14 protein-coding genes and 1 pseudogene are annotated in these 18,543 nt (G+C 53.7%); 9 read left to right on the forward strand and 6 right to left on the reverse strand.

Features of this window, described 5'->3' with window-relative positions:
• Positions 1-58 precede the first annotated feature (58 nt).
• Positions 59-676, reverse strand: coding sequence for a LysE family translocator (locus tag ACA043_RS14240; RefSeq protein ID WP_497659513.1), 618 nt, complete (start codon positions 674-676; stop codon positions 59-61).
• 428 nt (positions 677-1,104) lie between these two features.
• Here ACA043_RS14240 and ACA043_RS14245 point away from each other — a divergent pair, with 428 nt between their 5' ends.
• Positions 1,105-3,006, forward strand: a complete 1,902-nt coding sequence (locus tag ACA043_RS14245) for a potassium transporter Kup (RefSeq protein WP_497659514.1) — start codon at positions 1,105-1,107, stop codon at positions 3,004-3,006.
• A 429-nt stretch (positions 3,007-3,435) separates the two neighbouring features.
• Here the strand turns inward: ACA043_RS14245 and ACA043_RS14250 are convergent, their stop codons facing one another.
• Positions 3,436-3,741, reverse strand: coding sequence for a DUF6506 family protein (locus ACA043_RS14250; protein WP_497659515.1), 306 nt, complete (start codon positions 3,739-3,741; stop codon positions 3,436-3,438).
• A gap of 169 nt (positions 3,742-3,910) precedes the next feature.
• Here ACA043_RS14250 and soxR point away from each other — a divergent pair, with 169 nt between their 5' ends.
• Entirely contained in the window at positions 3,911-4,411 is a 501-nt protein-coding gene (soxR, locus tag ACA043_RS14255) for a redox-sensitive transcriptional activator SoxR (RefSeq protein ID WP_497659516.1), read from the forward strand.
• Between the two features lie 184 nt (positions 4,412-4,595).
• Here the strand turns inward: soxR and ACA043_RS14260 are convergent, their stop codons facing one another.
• Positions 4,596-5,519, reverse strand: coding sequence for a LysR family transcriptional regulator (locus ACA043_RS14260; protein WP_497659517.1), 924 nt, complete (start codon positions 5,517-5,519; stop codon positions 4,596-4,598).
• 135 nt (positions 5,520-5,654) lie between these two features.
• Here ACA043_RS14260 and ACA043_RS14265 point away from each other — a divergent pair, with 135 nt between their 5' ends.
• From ACA043_RS14265 to ACA043_RS14280, 4 genes are all read left to right on the forward strand, one after another.
• Positions 5,655-6,713 (forward strand): SDR family oxidoreductase, encoded by a 1,059-nt coding sequence (locus tag ACA043_RS14265; RefSeq protein ID WP_497659518.1) that lies wholly within the window; start codon positions 5,655-5,657, stop codon positions 6,711-6,713.
• Between the two features lie 230 nt (positions 6,714-6,943).
• Positions 6,944-8,443, forward strand: a complete 1,500-nt coding sequence (locus tag ACA043_RS14270) for an MFS transporter (protein WP_497659519.1) — start codon at positions 6,944-6,946, stop codon at positions 8,441-8,443.
• 16 nt (positions 8,444-8,459) lie between these two features.
• Positions 8,460-9,032 (forward strand): TetR/AcrR family transcriptional regulator, encoded by a 573-nt coding sequence (locus ACA043_RS14275; RefSeq protein ID WP_497659520.1) that lies wholly within the window; start codon positions 8,460-8,462, stop codon positions 9,030-9,032.
• Positions 9,033-9,258: 226 nt separating this feature from the next.
• Positions 9,259-9,732 (forward strand): RidA family protein, encoded by a 474-nt coding sequence (locus tag ACA043_RS14280; RefSeq protein ID WP_497659521.1) that lies wholly within the window; start codon positions 9,259-9,261, stop codon positions 9,730-9,732.
• A 61-nt stretch (positions 9,733-9,793) separates the two neighbouring features.
• Here ACA043_RS14280 and ACA043_RS14285 read toward each other — a convergent pair whose 3' ends face one another.
• The gene (locus tag ACA043_RS14285; RefSeq protein WP_497659522.1) at positions 9,794-10,195 is read right to left on the reverse strand and encodes a GFA family protein; all 402 of its coding nucleotides are present in this window, start codon (positions 10,193-10,195) and stop codon (positions 9,794-9,796) included.
• Positions 10,196-10,811: 616 nt separating this feature from the next.
• Here ACA043_RS14285 and ACA043_RS14290 point away from each other — a divergent pair.
• Positions 10,812-10,966 (forward strand): annotated as a pseudogene (locus ACA043_RS14290) (diaminopimelate epimerase); the annotation flags it as partial.
• Between the two features lie 181 nt (positions 10,967-11,147).
• On the opposite strand, the gene ACA043_RS14295 reads toward ACA043_RS14290, so the two are convergent.
• Positions 11,148-13,178 (reverse strand): C1 family peptidase, encoded by a 2,031-nt coding sequence (locus tag ACA043_RS14295; protein ID WP_497659523.1) that lies wholly within the window; start codon positions 13,176-13,178, stop codon positions 11,148-11,150.
• A gap of 528 nt (positions 13,179-13,706) precedes the next feature.
• Here ACA043_RS14295 and ACA043_RS14300 point away from each other — a divergent pair.
• Positions 13,707-13,874 (forward strand): hypothetical protein, encoded by a 168-nt coding sequence (locus tag ACA043_RS14300; RefSeq protein WP_191625163.1) that lies wholly within the window; start codon positions 13,707-13,709, stop codon positions 13,872-13,874.
• A 288-nt stretch (positions 13,875-14,162) separates the two neighbouring features.
• Here the strand turns inward: ACA043_RS14300 and ACA043_RS14305 are convergent, their stop codons facing one another.
• Positions 14,163-17,390 carry an autotransporter outer membrane beta-barrel domain-containing protein gene (locus ACA043_RS14305; RefSeq protein WP_497659524.1) on the reverse strand — a complete coding sequence of 1,076 codons (3,228 nt, stop codon included), beginning with the start codon at positions 17,388-17,390 and terminating at the stop codon, positions 14,163-14,165.
• Between the two features lie 338 nt (positions 17,391-17,728).
• On the opposite strand from ACA043_RS14305, the gene ACA043_RS14310 reads away from it, so the two are divergent.
• Positions 17,729-18,097 carry a hypothetical protein gene (locus ACA043_RS14310; RefSeq protein WP_497659525.1) on the forward strand — a complete coding sequence of 123 codons (369 nt, stop codon included), beginning with the start codon at positions 17,729-17,731 and terminating at the stop codon, positions 18,095-18,097.
• The last annotated feature ends 446 nt before the right edge of the window (positions 18,098-18,543 follow it).

Below are 18,543 nucleotides of genomic sequence, written 5' to 3' on the forward strand. Positions count from 1 at the left end.
GAAATCCTCAAAAATCATAGCAAGGGTTTTCGGGCTGGATAGATACTCAATCGTAGACTTATTGAACCAGCTGCCGGATCCCTAGAGACAAAATCAAACCACCGCATAATCGATCAATAGCTTTTTTCCTCCTTCGATACGCTGAAGCGATCTCAGGTTGCGAAAGAGCGATTGCGACCACTCCATACCAAGTCACCGAAACCACCATTACGACTGCCAGCATCGACACAAACGTGCTTGGTGAAACGTGGGTGGGGGCTGCCGCTGAGAAAATAGCGGCATAGAAGGCCATGGATTTAGGGTTGCCAATGTTCGTAACGACCCCTTGGATGAATGACTGCCGAAAGTTTCCGACGACAGCATTATTACAGGGGGCAAGCGCGCTCTTCCCGGCCTTGAGCAGCAGTCGGAATCCAAACCACATCAGATAGGCTGCCCCCAGAACTTTTACGATTAGCGCCGCCCAAGGGAACGCAGCAAACACAACGCCGATACCTGCGATTGCACAGGTGGCCCAGAACAAATTGACCAATACGATGCCTGCTACCAAGGCCAAAGCTTCTGACCGCGTAGCAGCTACCGCTTTGTGGACTACTGCAACGAAATTTGGCCCTGGAATAACGACACCAGCCAGGTAAACCAAAAAGACTGTCAAAACGGCGGGACCATCGATCATGTGCATTCCTTTGCGAGTGTTGTGGCCGGGGACGGTCATCATTCAGTTCAAAGCCGTTCGCGGCTTCAACGTACAACGAAATAAAAATTCGATACAGGGCTTTTGAGCGTAGTTGTGTTTTTACACACTCTGGGCCGATTGCTGCCTGTTGCGAAGAGCTGCAATCGATCCATTGCGTAAATTTATAACTAAGTTAAAGGGGCAATACACGGTCCTGACCTAAACTAGCGTTTGGACTGCTTGTAAAATGTGAAATTGCTCACCTAGATTTTTTACGATTTCTTTACGGTAGGTGTTTTTATCCGCAACGATACTGGCCGGCGATTTTTTAGATCGTCCATGTGCCAAAAATTTCCACTGGCCGTGGCAAATCGTACTGCCCAAGGATGGCATGCACGTTCTCCACAGTAATTTGAGAGAAGCGACCCTTGAGCGAAACAGTGACCAGTACACATGCAGACTCCCAATCCAAATCGTCAGGAGTGGGCTTGCTTGTCGCCGCCGTCGGCGTGGTTTACGGGGACATTGGCACCAGCCCCCTCTACACGCTGAAAGAGGTGTTTTCCGGCCACTACGGAGTCCAGATAAATCACGACGGAGTGCTGGGCATCCTGTCGTTGATCTTTTGGTCACTGATTTGGGTGGTCTCAATCAAGTACGTGCTGTTCATTCTGCGTGCCAACAACCAGGGCGAAGGGGGGATCATGGCGCTGACCGCACTGGCCCGCCGCGCTTCAGCACCCTATCCACGCATGAGCAAGGTATTGGTTCTGCTCGGTCTGTTCGGTGCGGCACTGTTTTACGGGGACAGCATGATCACCCCGGCTATTTCGGTGCTCTCTGCGGTTGAAGGACTACAGCTAGCGTTTGACGGTATAGAGCACTGGGTTGTGCCCTTGTCAGTGATCGTGCTGGTGGCTCTGTTCTTGATCCAAAAGCACGGCACAGCACGCATCGGTATCCTATTTGGCCCAGTGATGGTGCTGTGGTTTGTGGTGTTGGGTGCTCTAGGAATTTACGGTATTTTGCAGCGCCCGGAAGTGCTACAAGCACTCAACCCGGCTTGGGCAGTGCAGTTCTTCGTGGTTCATCCGGGAATGGGTGTTGCTATTCTGGGCGCCGTCGTGTTGGCATTGACTGGGGCTGAAGCGCTGTATGCCGACATGGGGCACTTCGGCCGCAAGCCAATTGCCCGCGCATGGTTCTTTTTGGTGTTGCCGGGGCTGGTACTCAATTATTTTGGCCAAGGCGCCTTGATCCTGGGAAACCCGGAGACCGTGCGCAACCCGTTCTATCTGCTCGCGCCTGAATGGGCTCTGTTGCCGATGATCGCGCTCTCCACACTAGCCACGATCATCGCTTCTCAAGCCGTGATCTCTGGTGCTTTCTCCCTGACTCGCCAAGCCATCCAGCTGGGTTACGTCCCTCGCATGTTCATCCAGCATACCTCCAGCCAGGAGCAGGGGCAGATCTATATCGGTACGGTTAACTGGGCGTTGATGGTTGGTGTCGTGCTGCTGGTAATTGGTTTCGAGTCGTCCAGTGCGTTGGCCGCAGCTTACGGTGTCGCTGTGACGGGGACCATGCTGATCACCACCATCTTGTCCTCAGTCGTCATCCTGTTCCTATGGAAAACACCGCGCTGGTTGGCCGTCCCGATGCTGCTCGGATTTTTGCTGGTGGACAGTCTGTATTTCGCGGCCAATGCACCAAAGATTTTTCAGGGCGGCGCGTTCCCGGTGATTGCCGGCATCGGCCTGTTCATATTGATGACGACCTGGAAGCGGGGCAGGAAGATTATTGTTGAGCGGCTGGATGAAACTGCGCTTCCTTTACCGTTGTTCATCGCCAGCATCCGTACGCAACCTCCCCATCGCGTGCAGGGCACGGCGGTGTTTCTGACAGCCAGGGCCGATGCTGTTCCTCATGCGCTGCTGCACAACCTGCTGCATAACCAGGTTTTGCATGAACAAGTGGTATTGCTAACCGTAGTGTCTGAAGACAGCCCTCGCGTTAGTGTTGAACGGCGGTTCGAGGTTGAGGCCTATGGTGAAGGCTTCTTCCGGGTCAATCTGCACTTTGGTTTTATCGAGGAGCCGGATGTCCCCTTAGCGTTGAGTTTCTGTCACTTAGCTGAACTGGATTTCAGTCCGATGCGTACGACCTATTTCCTCAGCCGAGAGACAGTGATCTCGACTAAACGAATAGGTATGGCCCGTTGGCGAGAAAGCCTCTTCGCATTTTTGCTGAAGAACGCGAATAGCAACTTGAGATACTTCAAATTGCCGTTGAATCGGGTGATAGAGCTGGGTACGCAGGTCGAGATGTAAAAAATTACCAAGCAAGCCCGGATTGGCGGGCTTGCTGTTTTCAACAGAATACCCATGCGTTATGAAGACTGCTTTAGGCCCATAGCAGCCGCTAGTGAATGACTGCTACCGACGCAGGGTGTGTAAAAACGCTTCAGTAAAATCGAAATTCGCGCGTCTATGCAAAATCTATCGGCTGTTCTGCCAGATCCAGCTTTCGCGTAAAACAGGCAATTGTCAGCCCTTGTTTGGATACTAGCGACGCTCATAACCATTTTTCCACAGCCTCGGCCAGTAGCGGATGTTTAGAGCAGGGCTGACTAAGTATGCGACCAGTAAATTCCTATCTAGTGATAACGATTAGCGGTACGAATGACGTGCTAGATCGCGCCATGGCGTGGCTCTCCAAGCTTGAAGGTTCGTTGCAGCCGCGGGGGGGCATTGAGTGAATCACGCGTCTTTCGAGAAAATCTGAACCAGTTGAGCCACGGATCGGCCCCCTGAGAAACCGACCGAACCGACTGGGATATTGCCTCCTGTAGCTTCAATGATTTTTCCGGTCCATAACGGCTCAAAACCGCCACACAACTCAATGAATTGCACACCTTCTTTGACAAGATCAACCGCTACTTGAACGGCATCCGCTTGTTTAGGCACCGCAATTACGGTGTTACGCATGCCGCCTCTATCAATAACGAACGGATCTTTTTTCGGATCTGTTTCTGGTGCTTCAAAAATAAACGCCCAACTTACCATTGCCCATCCCTCTTAATACATGATTGGTAATACCCTTGAGGCAGCTGCCTGTATGGAGATTAAGTTCCTAGTCGGACAATTTTACGCAGTTGAAGTTAATGAAAGTGTCCTGTAGGAAAACTTAATATCCATGTGCAAGGTTGTGCCTTGCGCATCAGGTGGCTAGACTATGAAACCTAAACATAACTTGAGGTCAATAGCTGTGAAAGGAAAAATTTCTGACGCCCAAAGCCTCACCGTTGGCGAGGTAGCCAAGCGAAGCGGCTTGCCAGTTTCGACCCTTCACTTCTATGAGTCGAAGGGGTTGCTAAGGCCTCAGCGCACGGCCGGGAACCAGCGCATTTTTAGCCGTGGCATCCTCCGGCGCATCGCGATCATTCGAATAGCTCAGGCCAGCGGTATTTCTCTTTCCGATATCAAAACCGCCCTCGAGCCAATCTCTCACGAGCGCAAAGCATCAGCAAAAGAATGGGAGACAGTGTCAACAGCTTGGGCGGCCTCGCTAAGGCTGCGTATTGAGCAGCTCGAGAAACTATCGACTAGTTTAGAAGGGTGCATTGGTTGTGGTTGTTTAACGATGGGGGAGTGCCCACTACTTAATCCAAATGACTCATTAGGGAAAGCTCAGTCCGGCCCCGTCCTTTTTGATCGGGCACTGAATACACGATGAAGAGCAGCTTGTTGAGTTTTTGGATAGAACGAGATGCGCAAGCAACAGTGGACCCGGCCCTTTGATTCCAGGCAATGATGCTTTTTAATTGTGAGCGTACTTGGTCAGAGCAGCTTCCAGGGTGGTCGCATCTCGCTTTAGTCAATTTGAGCAAACCGCTCCACTAGCCAGTCGATGAATACCCCTAGGTCAATGTTTCCAGTCGTTTGAGTCGAACATTCGCAACGAGGTAATCGAGAAAAATCCGAACCCGTAACGGCATCTGAGTACCTTGGCCGAGAAAGACCGCATGTACGAGGTCTATATCTCCCGGATTGAAGGGTTGCAGTACTGGCGAAAGTCTTCCTGAGGCGATGTCGTCCACCACTTGGAATTCATCTAGGCGCGCCAGGCCTGTTCCTGCCACTGCTAATTGGCGCAGGGCTTCTCCATCACTGGCCGTGAGGTTGCCTTGTGGTGTGATAATTTGTTGAGAACCGTTGACGATGAAAGGCCAGCCCTTGAGTGTGCGCGTGTAGCCGAAGTCCAAAAGGTGATGGCTGGCCAAGTCATCTGGCACGTTCGGCAGGCCATGGCGCTCTAGATATTTGGGGGACGCGACGACAACCATCTTTGTCTCACCAAGTTTTCTTGCCACCAAACGTGAACTTTCCAGCGGGCCATGACGAATCGCCACGTCGGTGCGCTCCTCGACCAGATTGACCACTTGATCCGTCAGTACGATATCGAGCGCTACATCTGTGAACCGCCCGAGGAAATCACCGACCAGAGGTAATAAAACGTCCTTTGCAAAAGGCACGCTGGCACTAACGCGTAAACGTCCTCGCGGATCGGCCTGGCCTGAGGTGCTGCGTTCAGCGTCTTCAACATCCGCTAGAATTCTTACGCATTGCTCATAAAAGGAGTGGCCTTCAGAAGTAGGTGAAAGCCGACGCGTCGTTCGATTCAGTAGGCGTGCCTGAAGACGAGTTTCAAGCCGGGTAATCAGCTTGCTGACAGCAGAAGGTGTCATGCGAAATTCCCGCGCGGTCACCGAAAAATTGCCGAGTTCGATGACCCGCACAAACACTTCCATTTCTGCTAAACGATTGATATCCCAACGCGCCATGTGAATTTATGTCATAGAAGCCAGTCGTGATTGCAGTCTATATCACAGATCCTCGCTTTAGCATCATGTGCCTGTGCCGCATAAAACGTGCGCAAGGAGAGAACTGATGATCGTAAATCTTTATGGTGGAATAGCATGAGCCTGTCTTCAGCAAATTCGAAAGTCGCTCTGGTCGTTGGCGCAAACGGGATTATCGGCAACGCTGTTGCGCAGGAGTTAAAACGCGAAGGTTGGCGGGTCAGGGCGCTTGATCGCCGAACTGTCCCCGGTATCGAGACGGTGCTTGCTGATTTGACCGACGCCGATGCCGTGGCCATCGCGGTAGAGGCCGCGCGAGACACCACTCATGTGTTTTACGCAGCTTTCAGTCCTGATCCGGACCTGGCCGTAGAAGCCTGTCGCAATGCCGATATGTTGGCCAACGTACTCGACGGACTGGAACTAGTAGATTCCATTCTTGAGCGAGTGGTCATCTATCAGGGCTTCAAAATTTATGGTTCACATCTTGGGGCGATTGTTCGTACGCCTGCACTGGAAAGTGACGCGGGGCATATGCCTCCGAACTTGTATCTTGCTCAGGAAGCACAACTGAATAAGCGCGCCGAGAAGGCTCGCTGGGATTACGTGGCGCTGCGTCCTGACCTGGTGATCGGGGATATCTACGGTAACCCGATGAACATCGCACTTGTCATTGGCGTCTTCGCAGAACTATCCCGAGAGCTGGGCATCCCGCTCCGATTTCCCGGTACCGACAAAGCCTTCAGTCAGTTGCTGCAATTCACAGATTCAAACTTGCTGGCTCGCGCAAGTGTATGGGCTGCACTCAGCGAGTCTGCGAGTGGAGAAGCATTCAATATCTCCAATGGTGACATTTTCCGCTGGGAGCGCATGTGGCAAGACACGGCCAGACATTTAGGGATGGAAACGGCGTCTGCGGTTCCACTGACGCTTGCGCAGCATATGCCTGACAAAGCCGCCCTATGGCGAGAGATATCCGAACGTCACGGTTTGATTCAGCCTGACCTAGAAAAACTGGTTGGGTGGGCATTCGGAGATTTTATTTTCCACACTGAGACAGACATCATTTCAGACACCAACAAAATCTATCGTTACGGATTTACTGAACGGGTTGACTCAAAAGCATCTCTGCTCAACGCGCTGGACAGTCTGAGGAAACAGCGTGTGCTTCCTTGAGAAACCTGATTTGGTGATCTGCCACTGACGCAACCACCTCCAGTTACGGACGTTCGATACCACCCTGGCTTCTGCACCAATGGTGGTCAGGGAAATCGAGGTTTTGCCCAACACGTTAACGTTGGTTGGTAATGCTGTTCGTCGAGAGGAGAAAATATTTATTCCAGCAGAGTAGTAACTGTACATTCTAGAATGTACAGTTATGGCATTCTAATCTGATGAGCACGGCTATGAACGCTACAAATCATCGTTGGGGATTGTTAGCTACAGTGGGGGTAGCACTCGTCCTCATCACTCTTGATCATTCAGTTCTTTACACCGCTCTACCGACCTTGGTTAGGGAGCTTGGCGCCACGACGAGTCAGAGCCTGTGGATCATCAATGCGTATCCTTTGGTCATGGCTGGTCTGCTTCTGGGGGCAGGGACATTGGGTGATCGAATCGGCCATCACCGGATGTTTCTGAGCGGACTTGCTGTATTTGGTGTTGCATCCCTCGTCGCCGCTTTTTCACATACCCCGGAAATGCTGATTGCTGCCCGAGCTTTTTTGGCTGTGGGCGCCGCTGCCATGATGCCGGCGACACTGGCGTTGGTTCGCTTGTCATTCCATGACGAGAAAGAGCGCAATCTTGCAATTGCAATCTGGGGATCGCTCTCCGTTGTTGGGTCTGCTGCCGGGCCAGTCATTGGAGGATTGTTACTAGAGCATTTCTGGTGGGGGTCTGTCTTCTTGATCAACGTGCCCATCGTGGTTGCGGCGTTCATCAGCGCTTTGGTCATTACACCGCGCGCGGCAGTCGACAGGTCGAAGTCTTGGGATGTTTTCTCGTCTTTGTTGGCGCTCGTATCTCTTTCCGGCCTGGTACTTGCGATCAAAAGTATCGCTTCTGGTCAGCCTTCATGGGCGTTGGCCGTCACTTCGCTTGGTTGCTTTTTGATTGCTGGCACTTTGTTCATTCGTCGACAAGCGCGACTAGATCATCCCCTCCTTGATTTATCACTGTTTCGTAATCCTGCGTTCATGGCGGGCGTGCTTGCGGCGGCGTTGACGTTGTTTGCCATGGCTGGAGTACAACTGATCACGACCCAACGCTTCCAGTTGATCACAGGATTTAGCCCTTTGGAAGCAGGTTTGTTTGCCTCCGTTGCCGCATTGGGTTGTCTACCCAGTGCGCTGCTCGGTGGGGCTTATCTTCACAAAGTTGGGCTGTTGCCCCTGATCGCTGGAGGCTTGCTCGTAGCCGCACTTGGAGTGCTTCTAATTTGCTACGACATTAATCGTCTGCCTTGGATCATCGCTGGTCTGGCAATACTCGGGCTGGGATTGGGCGCGGTTATGGCAGTTGCTTCCAGTGCAATCATCGGCAACGCCCCGGCCCACAGAGCTGGTATGGCCTCTTCAGTCGAAGAAGTCTCTTATGAGTTTGGAAGTCTTTTCGCAGTGGCAATACTCGGCAGCCTGATTGGGGCCGTGTACTCGTCGGGTCTACAGTTGCCGACCGGTCTGCCAGAAGCCGCGCGCAACGGGATTGCCGAGGCGATAGCTTTGGCTGAAACAAGCACTGACGGATCCCTGCTCAAGGAAATCGCGTCCGCAGCCTTTGACCGCAGTTATCTATTTGTCATGAATATTATTGCGAGTGTGCTTGTCATTGGGGCCTTCATCACGGCTTTCCTGCTAAGACGGCATGGCCCAGGCTCTGTCTTTTACAATGCCGCTTCGCACTAACATCTAAGGGGTTCTTATGCGCGTCAGTAATCGCAGCAATATTCTCGATGCTGCAGTCCGAGTCGTTAACCGTGACGGATTAACTGCTGTTACGTTCGACACGGTGGCCGCAGAAGCGGAGGTGACACGAGGTGGCATGATTTATCACTTTCCTTCACGGGGGGCGTTGATCGAAGCTATCAATCAACACCTTGCCGATCAGTGGGAAGCGAACCTTGTCCGGCATGCGGGCAAACCTGCGGAGGAAGCAATGGCGTTGGAACGTTACATGGCCTATCACAGGACTTCCGCTGAAGGGGCCACTCGGGCAGAACTGCTGTTTCTCCTAGAGTTCTCGAAATATCCTGAACTGGCGAAACCCTGGGATCGAATCATTGAAGCCTGGTCTGCCCCCGTTCCAGAAGACATTAACGATGCGGCCGCCCTGGCCAGATTCATTGCACGCCTAGCCGCTGATGGACTTTGGTCCTATCAGTACGTTTCCAACAAGCCACTGACCAGAGCGGTTCGTGAGCGCGTTGCCGAGGCACTTGTCAAAATGCTGACCGACGACGACACACTGCAACGTAGAGAAGATCACCAGCAGTAGCTAATAAAAGCACTTTTTCAATGACTTGGCTGATGCCAACTGATACACAATGAGTCCCCCCCCTCTAAGTGCCAGAGTAAATCAAAGCGCGGGGGAACTCATGCCTGGAAATGCCAAGTAAAGACTTTCAAATACCGAAAGTGGAGGGCTGCTTTCGCCGAAATTAAATTAGCCGTGCGCATTATTAATCAAGATACAGCTAACAAAACTTTTAGAGATTTTATAAGTGAATAAAATAACATGTATTGCATTTGGAACACTGTTCGCCACTTTTTCGATGGCCAGCTTCGCCGAGGACGTTTTCAGAATTAATCCACCGGCACTCCAGGACACCTCACAGTATGGCTTTTCTCAAGTGGTCATCGCACCATCGAACTCACGAACTGTCTATCTGTCTGGCCAGTTCAGCGGAGATGTAAGCGGGAAGATTCGTGGTAAAACAATGAAAGAGCAAATTGCCTATTCATTTGAGAATCTGCGCCACGCCATTGAAGCCTCCGGGGCCAAACCGGAAAACGTGGTCAAGATACAGGTTCTAATTGTTGATCATCAGGAGGAATACACGAGTCTCGTACAGGCGCAAGTTCAGCAGCTATTTGGTGAGCATCTACCCGCCAGCACTTTGATTCCTGTACCCAGACTCGCCCTTGACGGCATGCAGTTCGAGATTGATGCAACGTTGGTGATTCCCGAGAAGTAACCGTGTAGTGAATTGCCCCACAACTCGTAGACGCTGAATGGCCGCTTTCAGCCCATTGCGGTCATTCCATCTGATGCGATGAGCAGGATGGCGTATACCAGTAAACTCTGGAGTCGACATGAGCGTGTTTTTGCTTCTGAGGCGTGAAGGGGATGTCGAGTGTGCCCAGTGCAATCGAAACCCAATCGGTAAATACACCTTGGGAACGTGACCAGAACAAAGTCGAGCCACACGTCGGGCAGAACTCGCGAAGCACTGATTCTGAAGAAGAATACCTAGTGATGTGCCCGGCACCGTTGAATCTCCATAGTGCGCTACTGGGCACGCTTCCATACGAAGCGAATGCTGCCCCACGACCTTTACGACATTGACCACAGTGACAATGATTCACTGCTTTTGGCGTCGTCAGTAGCTCGTAACGGATTGCTGTACAAAGACAGCTTCCCTGGTAAACCTCTGTCATGCGTTCGTCCCTGTCGCTGGAAAAGACGCCAGCTTATCCACCAGAATCTGATCAGTCGAAGGTCCGCTTCTGGACGTTAGCTGCCGCTCCGGATTCACAGCTGATGGCCGGATGCTGATTATCGATCCTGACCGAATACCCAGTTTGCGTATTAGTTGAGCTTCTTGATCCAGGTGGGAAAGGTCGGTACGGAACGGGAGGGTTGCGGAAATAGCTGAAAAGATGCGGAAACGATCCATAGTGAGAGGAGCAAATATCCCGAATGCCAGAAACGACAAAGCCCTGAATAATCAGGGCTTTGTCGGTAATAATATGGCGGAGGCGATGGGATTCGAACTCATGGACCTGTTACAGTCGACGGTTTTCAAGTCCATGTCTAAAGCAAGTAATTTCAATGGGTTATGGCCCTAAGTATTCCGCTTTGCTTGTGTGCAAACGTCACTCGGTACGGCCGCTAACGGCCAAAAGCAGCCGGTGATGAATCAGACATAACGATGTGCCCAGTCTGTCTAACACGATCGCCCAATGAGTTTTCGCACAACTTGCAAAAGTCATGCGAATAGGGATAGTTCGCTTGGAACCTCATTCGATACATTTCTCGCTACCAGGTCTGTTTATGCCGCTGAGCTTTCATAAAATTGCACGCCAATGGCGATGATTTCGTTATCGTGGACTCGCGAAACTTACCCAATCCCATCACCAGCAATGTGGCTCGGCGAATGGGAGATCGGAACCGAGGAGTCGGCTTCAATCAGCTCGCGGTGGTGCTAGTACATGCGTCCACAGCGGCCGTGGGGCTTTACCAATCTAAAGACCGGGCAAGGATTGCAGGCGCTGATCGACTTTATCGTCGAGCGCGGAATACTCCAGGCAGGCAAAGGTCATCCAGACCTATAGGGACAAGCCCGCCAGCTCACGGCGGGCTTGCATCTTTCACCGGGTGTAGAGTGGTTCAGTAGTCAAGCCACTCCAGATCGCCTACAAGTTTCTTGCCGGCGAGTATGCGCCGGAGCACGAAGGTCATTACCTCGATATTGTTATCGAAGGAACCATGGGTCGCCTGGATCTGCTGGCCATCACGGGTGTGCCGGACCCAGGGTGTTGGCCAGACCCGCAAGCGATCCGGTTTGCTCGGCCAGTTCGCCAGCCATTGCTGCACGTCGGCCAGGGTACCGGCATCCCATTGGTCCTGGTCGGTGGCAAACTTCTTGTCCAGGGCGCGGGCCATGCCCAGCAAGGGTTGCTTGCGCACATCCTCCAGGGCGCGCGATACCAGGTACAGCAGTGATTTGCCATAGGCGGCAAAGCCTGGCGTGGGCAGGCCATCGGCTTTCTCGTCTTCATCGCGCAGCACATCCAGCCACAGTTGATCCAGCGGCAATACGCCATTGGCGTGGGCCTTGAGGTAGTGGTCCAGGGCAAAGCGCGACGAGCAGGCTGCGGCGAACAGCTCGCAGCTGCGCACCTTCACCACACTGCCACCCGCAGGGCCGAGCCGGTCAAGCAGGTGGCCCAGGAGAATTGAACCGGCGGAGTGCCCGATCAGGTGCAGTTCAAGTGTCGCGCCTTGTTGCTGCAGGGCGTTGGACAAGTCGCGCAGCGCCTCGGCCAGCAGGTCAATGCCGTGCCCCGGCTTGCTGCTGTCACGAGCATTGTTGCGCATTTGCGACCAGATGCCGGTGCCCAGCACATTGCCCAATGCCTCGACCATGCGGTCCTTGGCATCTTTGAGATCCTCGAAGAATCCGGTGGCAAGGGCATCGCGGTCACCGAACAACGAATGGAACCAGTCAGCGGTCATGTTCGCCAGGGTTTCGCCGGGGCCGGTTTTCCAGGTCAGGAACAGCGGGTAGATGCCGTTGGCCAGGAAGTAGGGCGCCAACACGCGGTTGCGCTGGATCGACTCATCCTCGGCGTTCAGCCCGCCGTGAGCATAGATCGCCAAGCGTAGTGTCGTCTTCGGTTTCTGGGTAGCAAGCCAGGCGAGTGGCCGCTCGTGCACGGTTTCCTGGACCAGGCCGACTCGGTTCAGCGGGTCGTGGGTGAAGTCAGTGGGGACGATTTCGCCGTCGTTGCCGGTAACCAGGGTCAGCTCGTAGGCACGGGGAGTGGTCAAGGGCTGGTACAGAGGTTGCAGGAAGGGGTGATCGAAGGGCCAGGGGTCATCCACCGGGTTGGCCGGCTGCCGTGCGCTGCGGTCAAGGCTGGTCAGTGAACGGCCCGAGCCCAGGCGAAAGGCCGAGGCAATCTGCGTACGCATGGCCACAGCCCCGGCTTTCTGCTGCGCCGCCGGCAGCAGTTGTGGTACGCCCAAGGCACAGGCCCAAGCATCGGTGCCGTACAGCACCCATTCCTCGTAAGGCAGAATGGCAAACCCCGCGTTGCCCCAGCGGGTGCCCCAGGAGTTCTGCACGATAAAGCCGCGCTGGTTGTAGCCAACCAGTGCAAAGGCATGACCGCCCAGGGAGCCTGGGTTTTTCGCCGCGGGGATCACCGAAAGGGTGGCATGGTTCTTCGGTACGGCGGTTGCGCGGCTGCGCATCAGGGTGTCCCAACCGTCATGGACCTTTGCCGAAACATAGATGGCACCAATGTTGAGAATTGCCGCCTGCAGGTCGATCACCGAGGTGCGGTCGATGCGGTAGTAGACACCCAGTGGCCGGGACGGAGCATCGCTGTCCCATCCGGGTAGCGGCCGGACAAAGGCCTTCTGCGAAAAGGGCCAGAGAGTTTCGCTGCAGACGCCGTGCTTGTGCCACCCTTTGAGCGCACCCCGGCAGCTTGAGCCCTCGTAGTCATCCCCCGGCCACTCATCGTAGCGCCGGGCCAGTTCGTAGAGCATGCGCGGGCTGACCGGGGTGAAGACGTGCCCGTCACCGAGGGACAGATGCTGCAACCACAGCAGGTAATTGACCACGCAGGCCAGCCCAAAGCCGGTACACGCGCCATCACTGCCCTGATCGAGGACCAGGCCTGCGGCCACATAGCTCTTGAGGTATCGTGCCAGGTCCGTTTGCAATGGCCAGCAGGGTGACAGGGAACGTAGCGGGGGCGTGTAGGGTAGGTCGCGAAAATCAAGGCGATCGGGGCGGGCGTCAAACACCCGGCCGGCGATGGGGGTGCGATGGACCGCCGGCTTCAGTGCCTGGGTGGCGATAGCATTGCTTTTGGTTGCTGCAGTTTTTCGTGGCGCTTTGGCGGACGAGCTGGGTGCCTTGGGCATGTCTGTTGCTCCATGGAAATGCCTGACGTGGGGTCCATTGGTCATGGCATGTCCATCTGACTGCAAAGCCGGCCTAGGCTTACTACCACCCGGGTCCAGGATGAAGGCATCGCCACTGTCCAAACGGCACCACAGAGCCTAGATCAAGCGCGGATGGTTTGCAGATCCGTGCTGGGATCTTGAAGAGACTGATGGCTTTGAGGCTCACCACGACGAGTTGCAGGCCTGAGTGCAAAGCCAAGTGGGCCGCCGAGACACAAGCGCGCCTGGAGTAGCGAGCGGAGCAGCATGGCTGCCCCATTAATGTGGAACTTGTCCAGTACATCGAAGCACTGGAGCACCGATTTGACCGGCTCGTTGAGCGCCTTGAGTGCGTCGAAACAGGCATGGGTCCTCGCTGATCCGCCAATCAAGGAAGCCGCCGATGACCCTCGAACCGCTCGAGCGGCGCATTGAAATGGCGCGGCGTCAGCTATCGGCCAGAAGCGGACGTTGGCAGGCGACCGCTACCGGCCATAAGTGGGCAGTGGCCTAAACGTACAACTGCCAACCCAAACGTCAATTGCGTACAAGTCATGCGCCCCTACTTGCTAAAGGCGCAGTTGATTTTCACGTAGGAACCGTTTCTTGCCTCGAATGACGAAATGCAACTGGCGAATCATATTAACAACACAAACGAACAAGACCCGAATTCATAGATCCGGTTCTTGTTCGCTTATTTGAAACTGCCTTCAGGAGAGGATTTTACCAAGCGTAGCGGTAGCCTACGTTCACCGAATAAGGCTGTTCGATGCCATTGCCCTTGGTGTATTCCGCATCGATGAAGAACTTGTGCTTCTCGGCGTTTTGCAGGATTACCCCGCCACCGATTTCGGCCCGCGAACCTGGCAACTTGCTGTCCAGTTTTACATCGTTGACGCTCACCTTGCTGTCACCGGCATGTTCGGTAATCCACGATGCTTTGGCGTATGGCTGCACGGACATACCGTTATCCAGTTTCATGTTACGACCGAATAGGCTGCCCACTCGGCTCTGAACGGAAGTAACGGCGTCCTGTTCAACTTTCAAGCCATTGCTTGCGGTGTAATCGGCACTGCCCACGCGGAACGCTTGCACTTCCAGTTGTGGTTCGACGAACCAGCCTTGTCCAAGATCGATTTGCTTGCCAACCTCAACGCTCGCCGCGATGGCGTGATTCTTGTATTTGCCATCCACCTTCTTACCCATATTGCTGGTGATGTCGACCTTGTTGTCCAAGTGGGTGTACTTCAGCACGCTGTCAACGTACACGCCGTTTTGGTCGATGTAGGTTGCATAGGTGCCGAGCATGGCGCTGTCGATCTGGCCTTTGCTGCCTTCGCCGAAGTTCTGACGAGCCTCACCTTGTCCAGCCATACCGCCGATGTACAGCTTGCCGTTGTAGAAAGGAATGGCCTTGTCGGCGCCGATCTCGAAACCGTTGACCTGCTGCTCAAAGGTACGGCTGGAACCTGTATCGATGCGCTGCTCCTTGCCGAAGCCACGAGTCCACAGACCACCCTCATCATTGCCCATACGCAACTCGCCGAGTCGTTTGGTCAAGGCATTCATCTGCGCCCCGATGAGTCCTGTGGCCGCCGCCTGTTGAGCGATGGCAGCGTTCGCGCCCTTACTCAGATTCTCCGGCTGAGGATTGCTAATAACTGGTTTAACGGGCGCAACGATACCTCCGGCACCGCCACCGGTATCAGCCACTGGCCCCTCACCACCGCCCGCACCGCCACCGGTATCAGCCACTGGCCCCTCACCACCGCCCGCACCGCCACCGGTATCAGCCACTGGCCCCTCGCCACCGCCCGCACCGCCACCGGTATCATCCACTGGCCCCTCACCACCGCCCGCATCCTCGGCAGTGCCAGCCAGGTACCAGTCATCGCCGCGCTGCTCGAGACCATAACGGAAGGCACCCACGTCGACTTTACCGCCGTACAAATCGAACTTCCCCGCGCCGCCGTTGGTATCCACCAGCATCAGTGCTTCACCTTGGGCCTGGCGGCCGGAATCAGCAACGATCAGCGTGTGCTCCCCGTCAACTTGCCCTTCAACCTTGAGCAAGTCGCCTTGTAGCGTCGCCAGGTCAGTGTTAAGCAAAAAGCTGCCATTGCCGCTCAAATTGCCCACCGTCAGCGTTTTGAACAAGCCGTTGGAGTGGTCGAAATTTACACGGCCGTCGTTCAACGACAGGGCGCTCACCGAAGAGTCGCCAGTCATAGTCCACATACTGCCACCACGGAGGCTCAGATTATGTAAACCAGTCGATGCGCCTTTCCAGGTAGAAGCTTCGTTAAGGTTAAGGCTGCTGTCGAGGGTGTAATTACGGTCGATCTCCACGTCCCCTTTAAGTCGGGAGCCGTTAGTGGCGCTCAGTGCTACGCTCACAACTTGCTGTCCTCCCGATTTGGCAGTCCCGCCGGCCATTAATGTTTTACCTTCGATGGTAGAGCTGTCAGCAGTCACATCAAAAGCAACGGATTCGCCCGCCTTGATAGCAACATTCTCGGAACTGACCACAGTATTCTTAAGCAGGACGTTTTTCTGATTCGCTCCGTAAGCGCCAATAGCAGTGGCAAATTTGCCATTTACCTTAATACTTGAATTATCGAAACTAACATTGGAAACAGGTGAACTGGAGCTCAGACGCAGGCCTATGTTGTCCTCTTTGTCGCTATCACCAGTCATACTCATAGCAATATCGACGTTATTGCCCACAACGGTGCCCCCCCAGCGGGCGAGAATACCCAAGCCACCTACTTCGCTGTGGATACGAACGTTATCGAGGGTTACATTTCCAGTATCAGCATAGATACCATGGCCCCCCGACATTTCAATATTGCTGTTGACAAGATTCACGTATGAATCAGTAAACGCCCACACCATTGGCGCACGCGCGCCGCTGTTTTTTATACTCACATTGTTCGCATTGACAATGCCTCCATTTGCGACAGAGATGGCAGTACCCGTTGAGTGCAGGTTTGACGACTCAACATTCACCGTCCCTCCAACTTCAGCCCTTATCGCTTCGCTTTTAGAGGCAATGTCCATGTTCTTGACATCAACTGTCCCCCCTCCATAGGCATTAACTCCGTAAGTGGTACCAGTTCCGCTTGCGGTGATACTGCCGCCGTCCAGACTTATATGAGCACCCTTTCCGTTGGCCTGCACTCCAAGACCATTGGCGCCCGAGGTACTGATCACGATATCGTTCGCCACCACCGTCCCGCCTGGGGTGGCGTATATTCCATAGCCCCTGTTATTGGTGGTTTTAATGGTGGCTCCGCGAACGTTGACGTTACTGGTTCCTAATGCTGCAATTGCAAATCCGAAAGATCCGTGGGTAACAATATCGAGATTGCTGACATCGGCCGTCGAATTCGTCACGATCAGGCCCGAGCCGGTGCTGTTGATCTGCACATCGTTACCACGTAGCTGGCTTGCTTCTTTGACATCCAACGCGACGCTGTCACCCAGTGCAGCGACTTGGGTGTTTTGAAGGTTTACCGTAGAGCCGCCAGACGCCATCAACCCAGACGTCCTGGCCTTGAGGGAATTTACGGTCATGCCGATCAAATTCAGCGTGGAGTTGCTTCCTACCAGAACAGCGCCTAAGCCGGTGCCTGAAGTGCTGAGAATGCCGCTGCTCCAAGTCGCCTCACCGTCATTCATAACCTGCAATGCAGGGTTGTTGTTACCTGATGCCGCCACTGTCCCGGTTCCGCTATAGGTCGTGCCGTCGACGACCATAACAGCGGCGTGCCCCATGCTGGAAAAAGCCAACAACAAGCTGGCGGACAGTGTGTTCAAGGCAAAAGCCGGAGCTTTTGAAGAAAAGCGCACAAGGCTGTTGCGCGATTTTAAAGCGTCAGACGCCGACTCCGACGGCAACGTAAAGTAGGTGCGCGTGCGATTCCATATAGTTCGGTAGATGCTGTTCATAAATCCCTCACTCATTGGTTTTTTTCAGGACACGCTTAAACAAGCTGGCGCTGGAAAGTCATTGAGGAGAGATTTGAACAGGAAATTTAGCGGCAAAAACTCAGGCTCTTCCGACGGAGTTGTAGGAAATTTCCTACGCGTGAGCCGCTCTTTTTGGCACTCAGCAACTCGTATCACCGTCTACTTACAGATGAGACCTAGCGGAATTGAGGGGTAGGTATTGGCCGAAAGCGGTAGCCTGGTACGGCAGGCTTCGGCTATAAGCGCACTCGACAGTTAGCCGCTGATGTCTCTACGCTGATCGATCTGGTGAAAGCACACCACTAAAAGGAGCAGTCATGTTGGTAGTTGCCATTGATCGAGATAGCATTCATGCGGGAGATGATCTGGAAAGTCATGCAACATCGATCATACTCGATCAATCAGCAACACTGCGCACCTTGATCGAAGTGATACAAGATATGGACTACCTACCTCGTATCAGTGGAGGCAAGGCCACTTGGGTTGTTTATTCATCTGGCAAACCATTAGGTGTTTTAGCCCAGCAATGGCCAGAACCTAAATTGGTCGTGCGCCCCGAGAGCATCGTGGATCAATATTTCGGAAATATCGAGCCCCGCCTACTTTTCAGATATTGGTGTCAGGCAGATCCAGATGAGGTCTTTTCGGATGCCCAGGCCGGAAATGAACTGCCGTCACGATTTTAGGATGGGCAGGAGGCATTGCTTTAGATCAATGCGGTTCAGATTACTGCTGTGCGTCGATAGTTGCCTGCCGTGAACGACTGCTTTTGGCCGAGGCTGTGTAAAAACGTTTTTCAGTGCAACAGGTACTCAAAACCGGATTGAAAATCGCGCTTCTACGCGAAATCTACATCTGCTGACGTGCCGACAAATTTCAGATTTAACGTAGACGCGTACACTTCAATTTTGACGAAGCGTTTTTACACACTCTGGGCCGAAAGCGGCCATTTCCAAGATATCGCAAATGAATATTGGCAGTCGTTAGGGGGGTGGAGTTCGAATCTCTCCTTCACCGCCATATTCAGTAAACACAAACCCCTGATTTTCCTAGAGAAAGTCGGGGGTTTGTGGTTTTTGACGTCTGAAAAAAGGCCATATGGGACTGAGATGGGACTGGCGCACTATTTTGA

The organism is Pseudomonas sp. LBUM1648, from assembly GCF_059716145.1.

Bases quoted from the DNA above. Each gene is read 5' to 3' on its own strand.
- ACA043_RS14240 (WP_497659513.1), bottom strand. From the start codon at position 676: ATGATCGATGGTCCCGCCGTTTTGACAGTCTTTTTGGTTTACCTGGCT.
- ACA043_RS14250 (WP_497659515.1), bottom strand. From the start codon at position 3,741: ATGGTAAGTTGGGCGTTTATTTTTGAAGCACCAGAAACAGATCCGAAA.
- soxR (WP_497659516.1), top strand. From the start codon at position 3,911: ATGAAACCTAAACATAACTTGAGGTCAATAGCTGTGAAAGGAAAAATT.
- ACA043_RS14260 (WP_497659517.1), bottom strand. From the start codon at position 5,519: ATGGCGCGTTGGGATATCAATCGTTTAGCAGAAATGGAAGTGTTTGTG.
- ACA043_RS14265 (WP_497659518.1), top strand. From the start codon at position 5,655: ATGAGCCTGTCTTCAGCAAATTCGAAAGTCGCTCTGGTCGTTGGCGCA.
- ACA043_RS14270 (WP_497659519.1), top strand. From the start codon at position 6,944: ATGAACGCTACAAATCATCGTTGGGGATTGTTAGCTACAGTGGGGGTA.
- ACA043_RS14275 (WP_497659520.1), top strand. From the start codon at position 8,460: ATGCGCGTCAGTAATCGCAGCAATATTCTCGATGCTGCAGTCCGAGTC.
- ACA043_RS14285 (WP_497659522.1), bottom strand. From the start codon at position 10,195: ATGACAGAGGTTTACCAGGGAAGCTGTCTTTGTACAGCAATCCGTTAC.
- ACA043_RS14300 (WP_191625163.1), top strand. From the start codon at position 13,707: ATGGCTGCCCCATTAATGTGGAACTTGTCCAGTACATCGAAGCACTGG.
- ACA043_RS14305 (WP_497659524.1), bottom strand. From the start codon at position 17,390: ATGAACAGCATCTACCGAACTATATGGAATCGCACGCGCACCTACTTT.
- ACA043_RS14310 (WP_497659525.1), top strand. From the start codon at position 17,729: ATGTTGGTAGTTGCCATTGATCGAGATAGCATTCATGCGGGAGATGAT.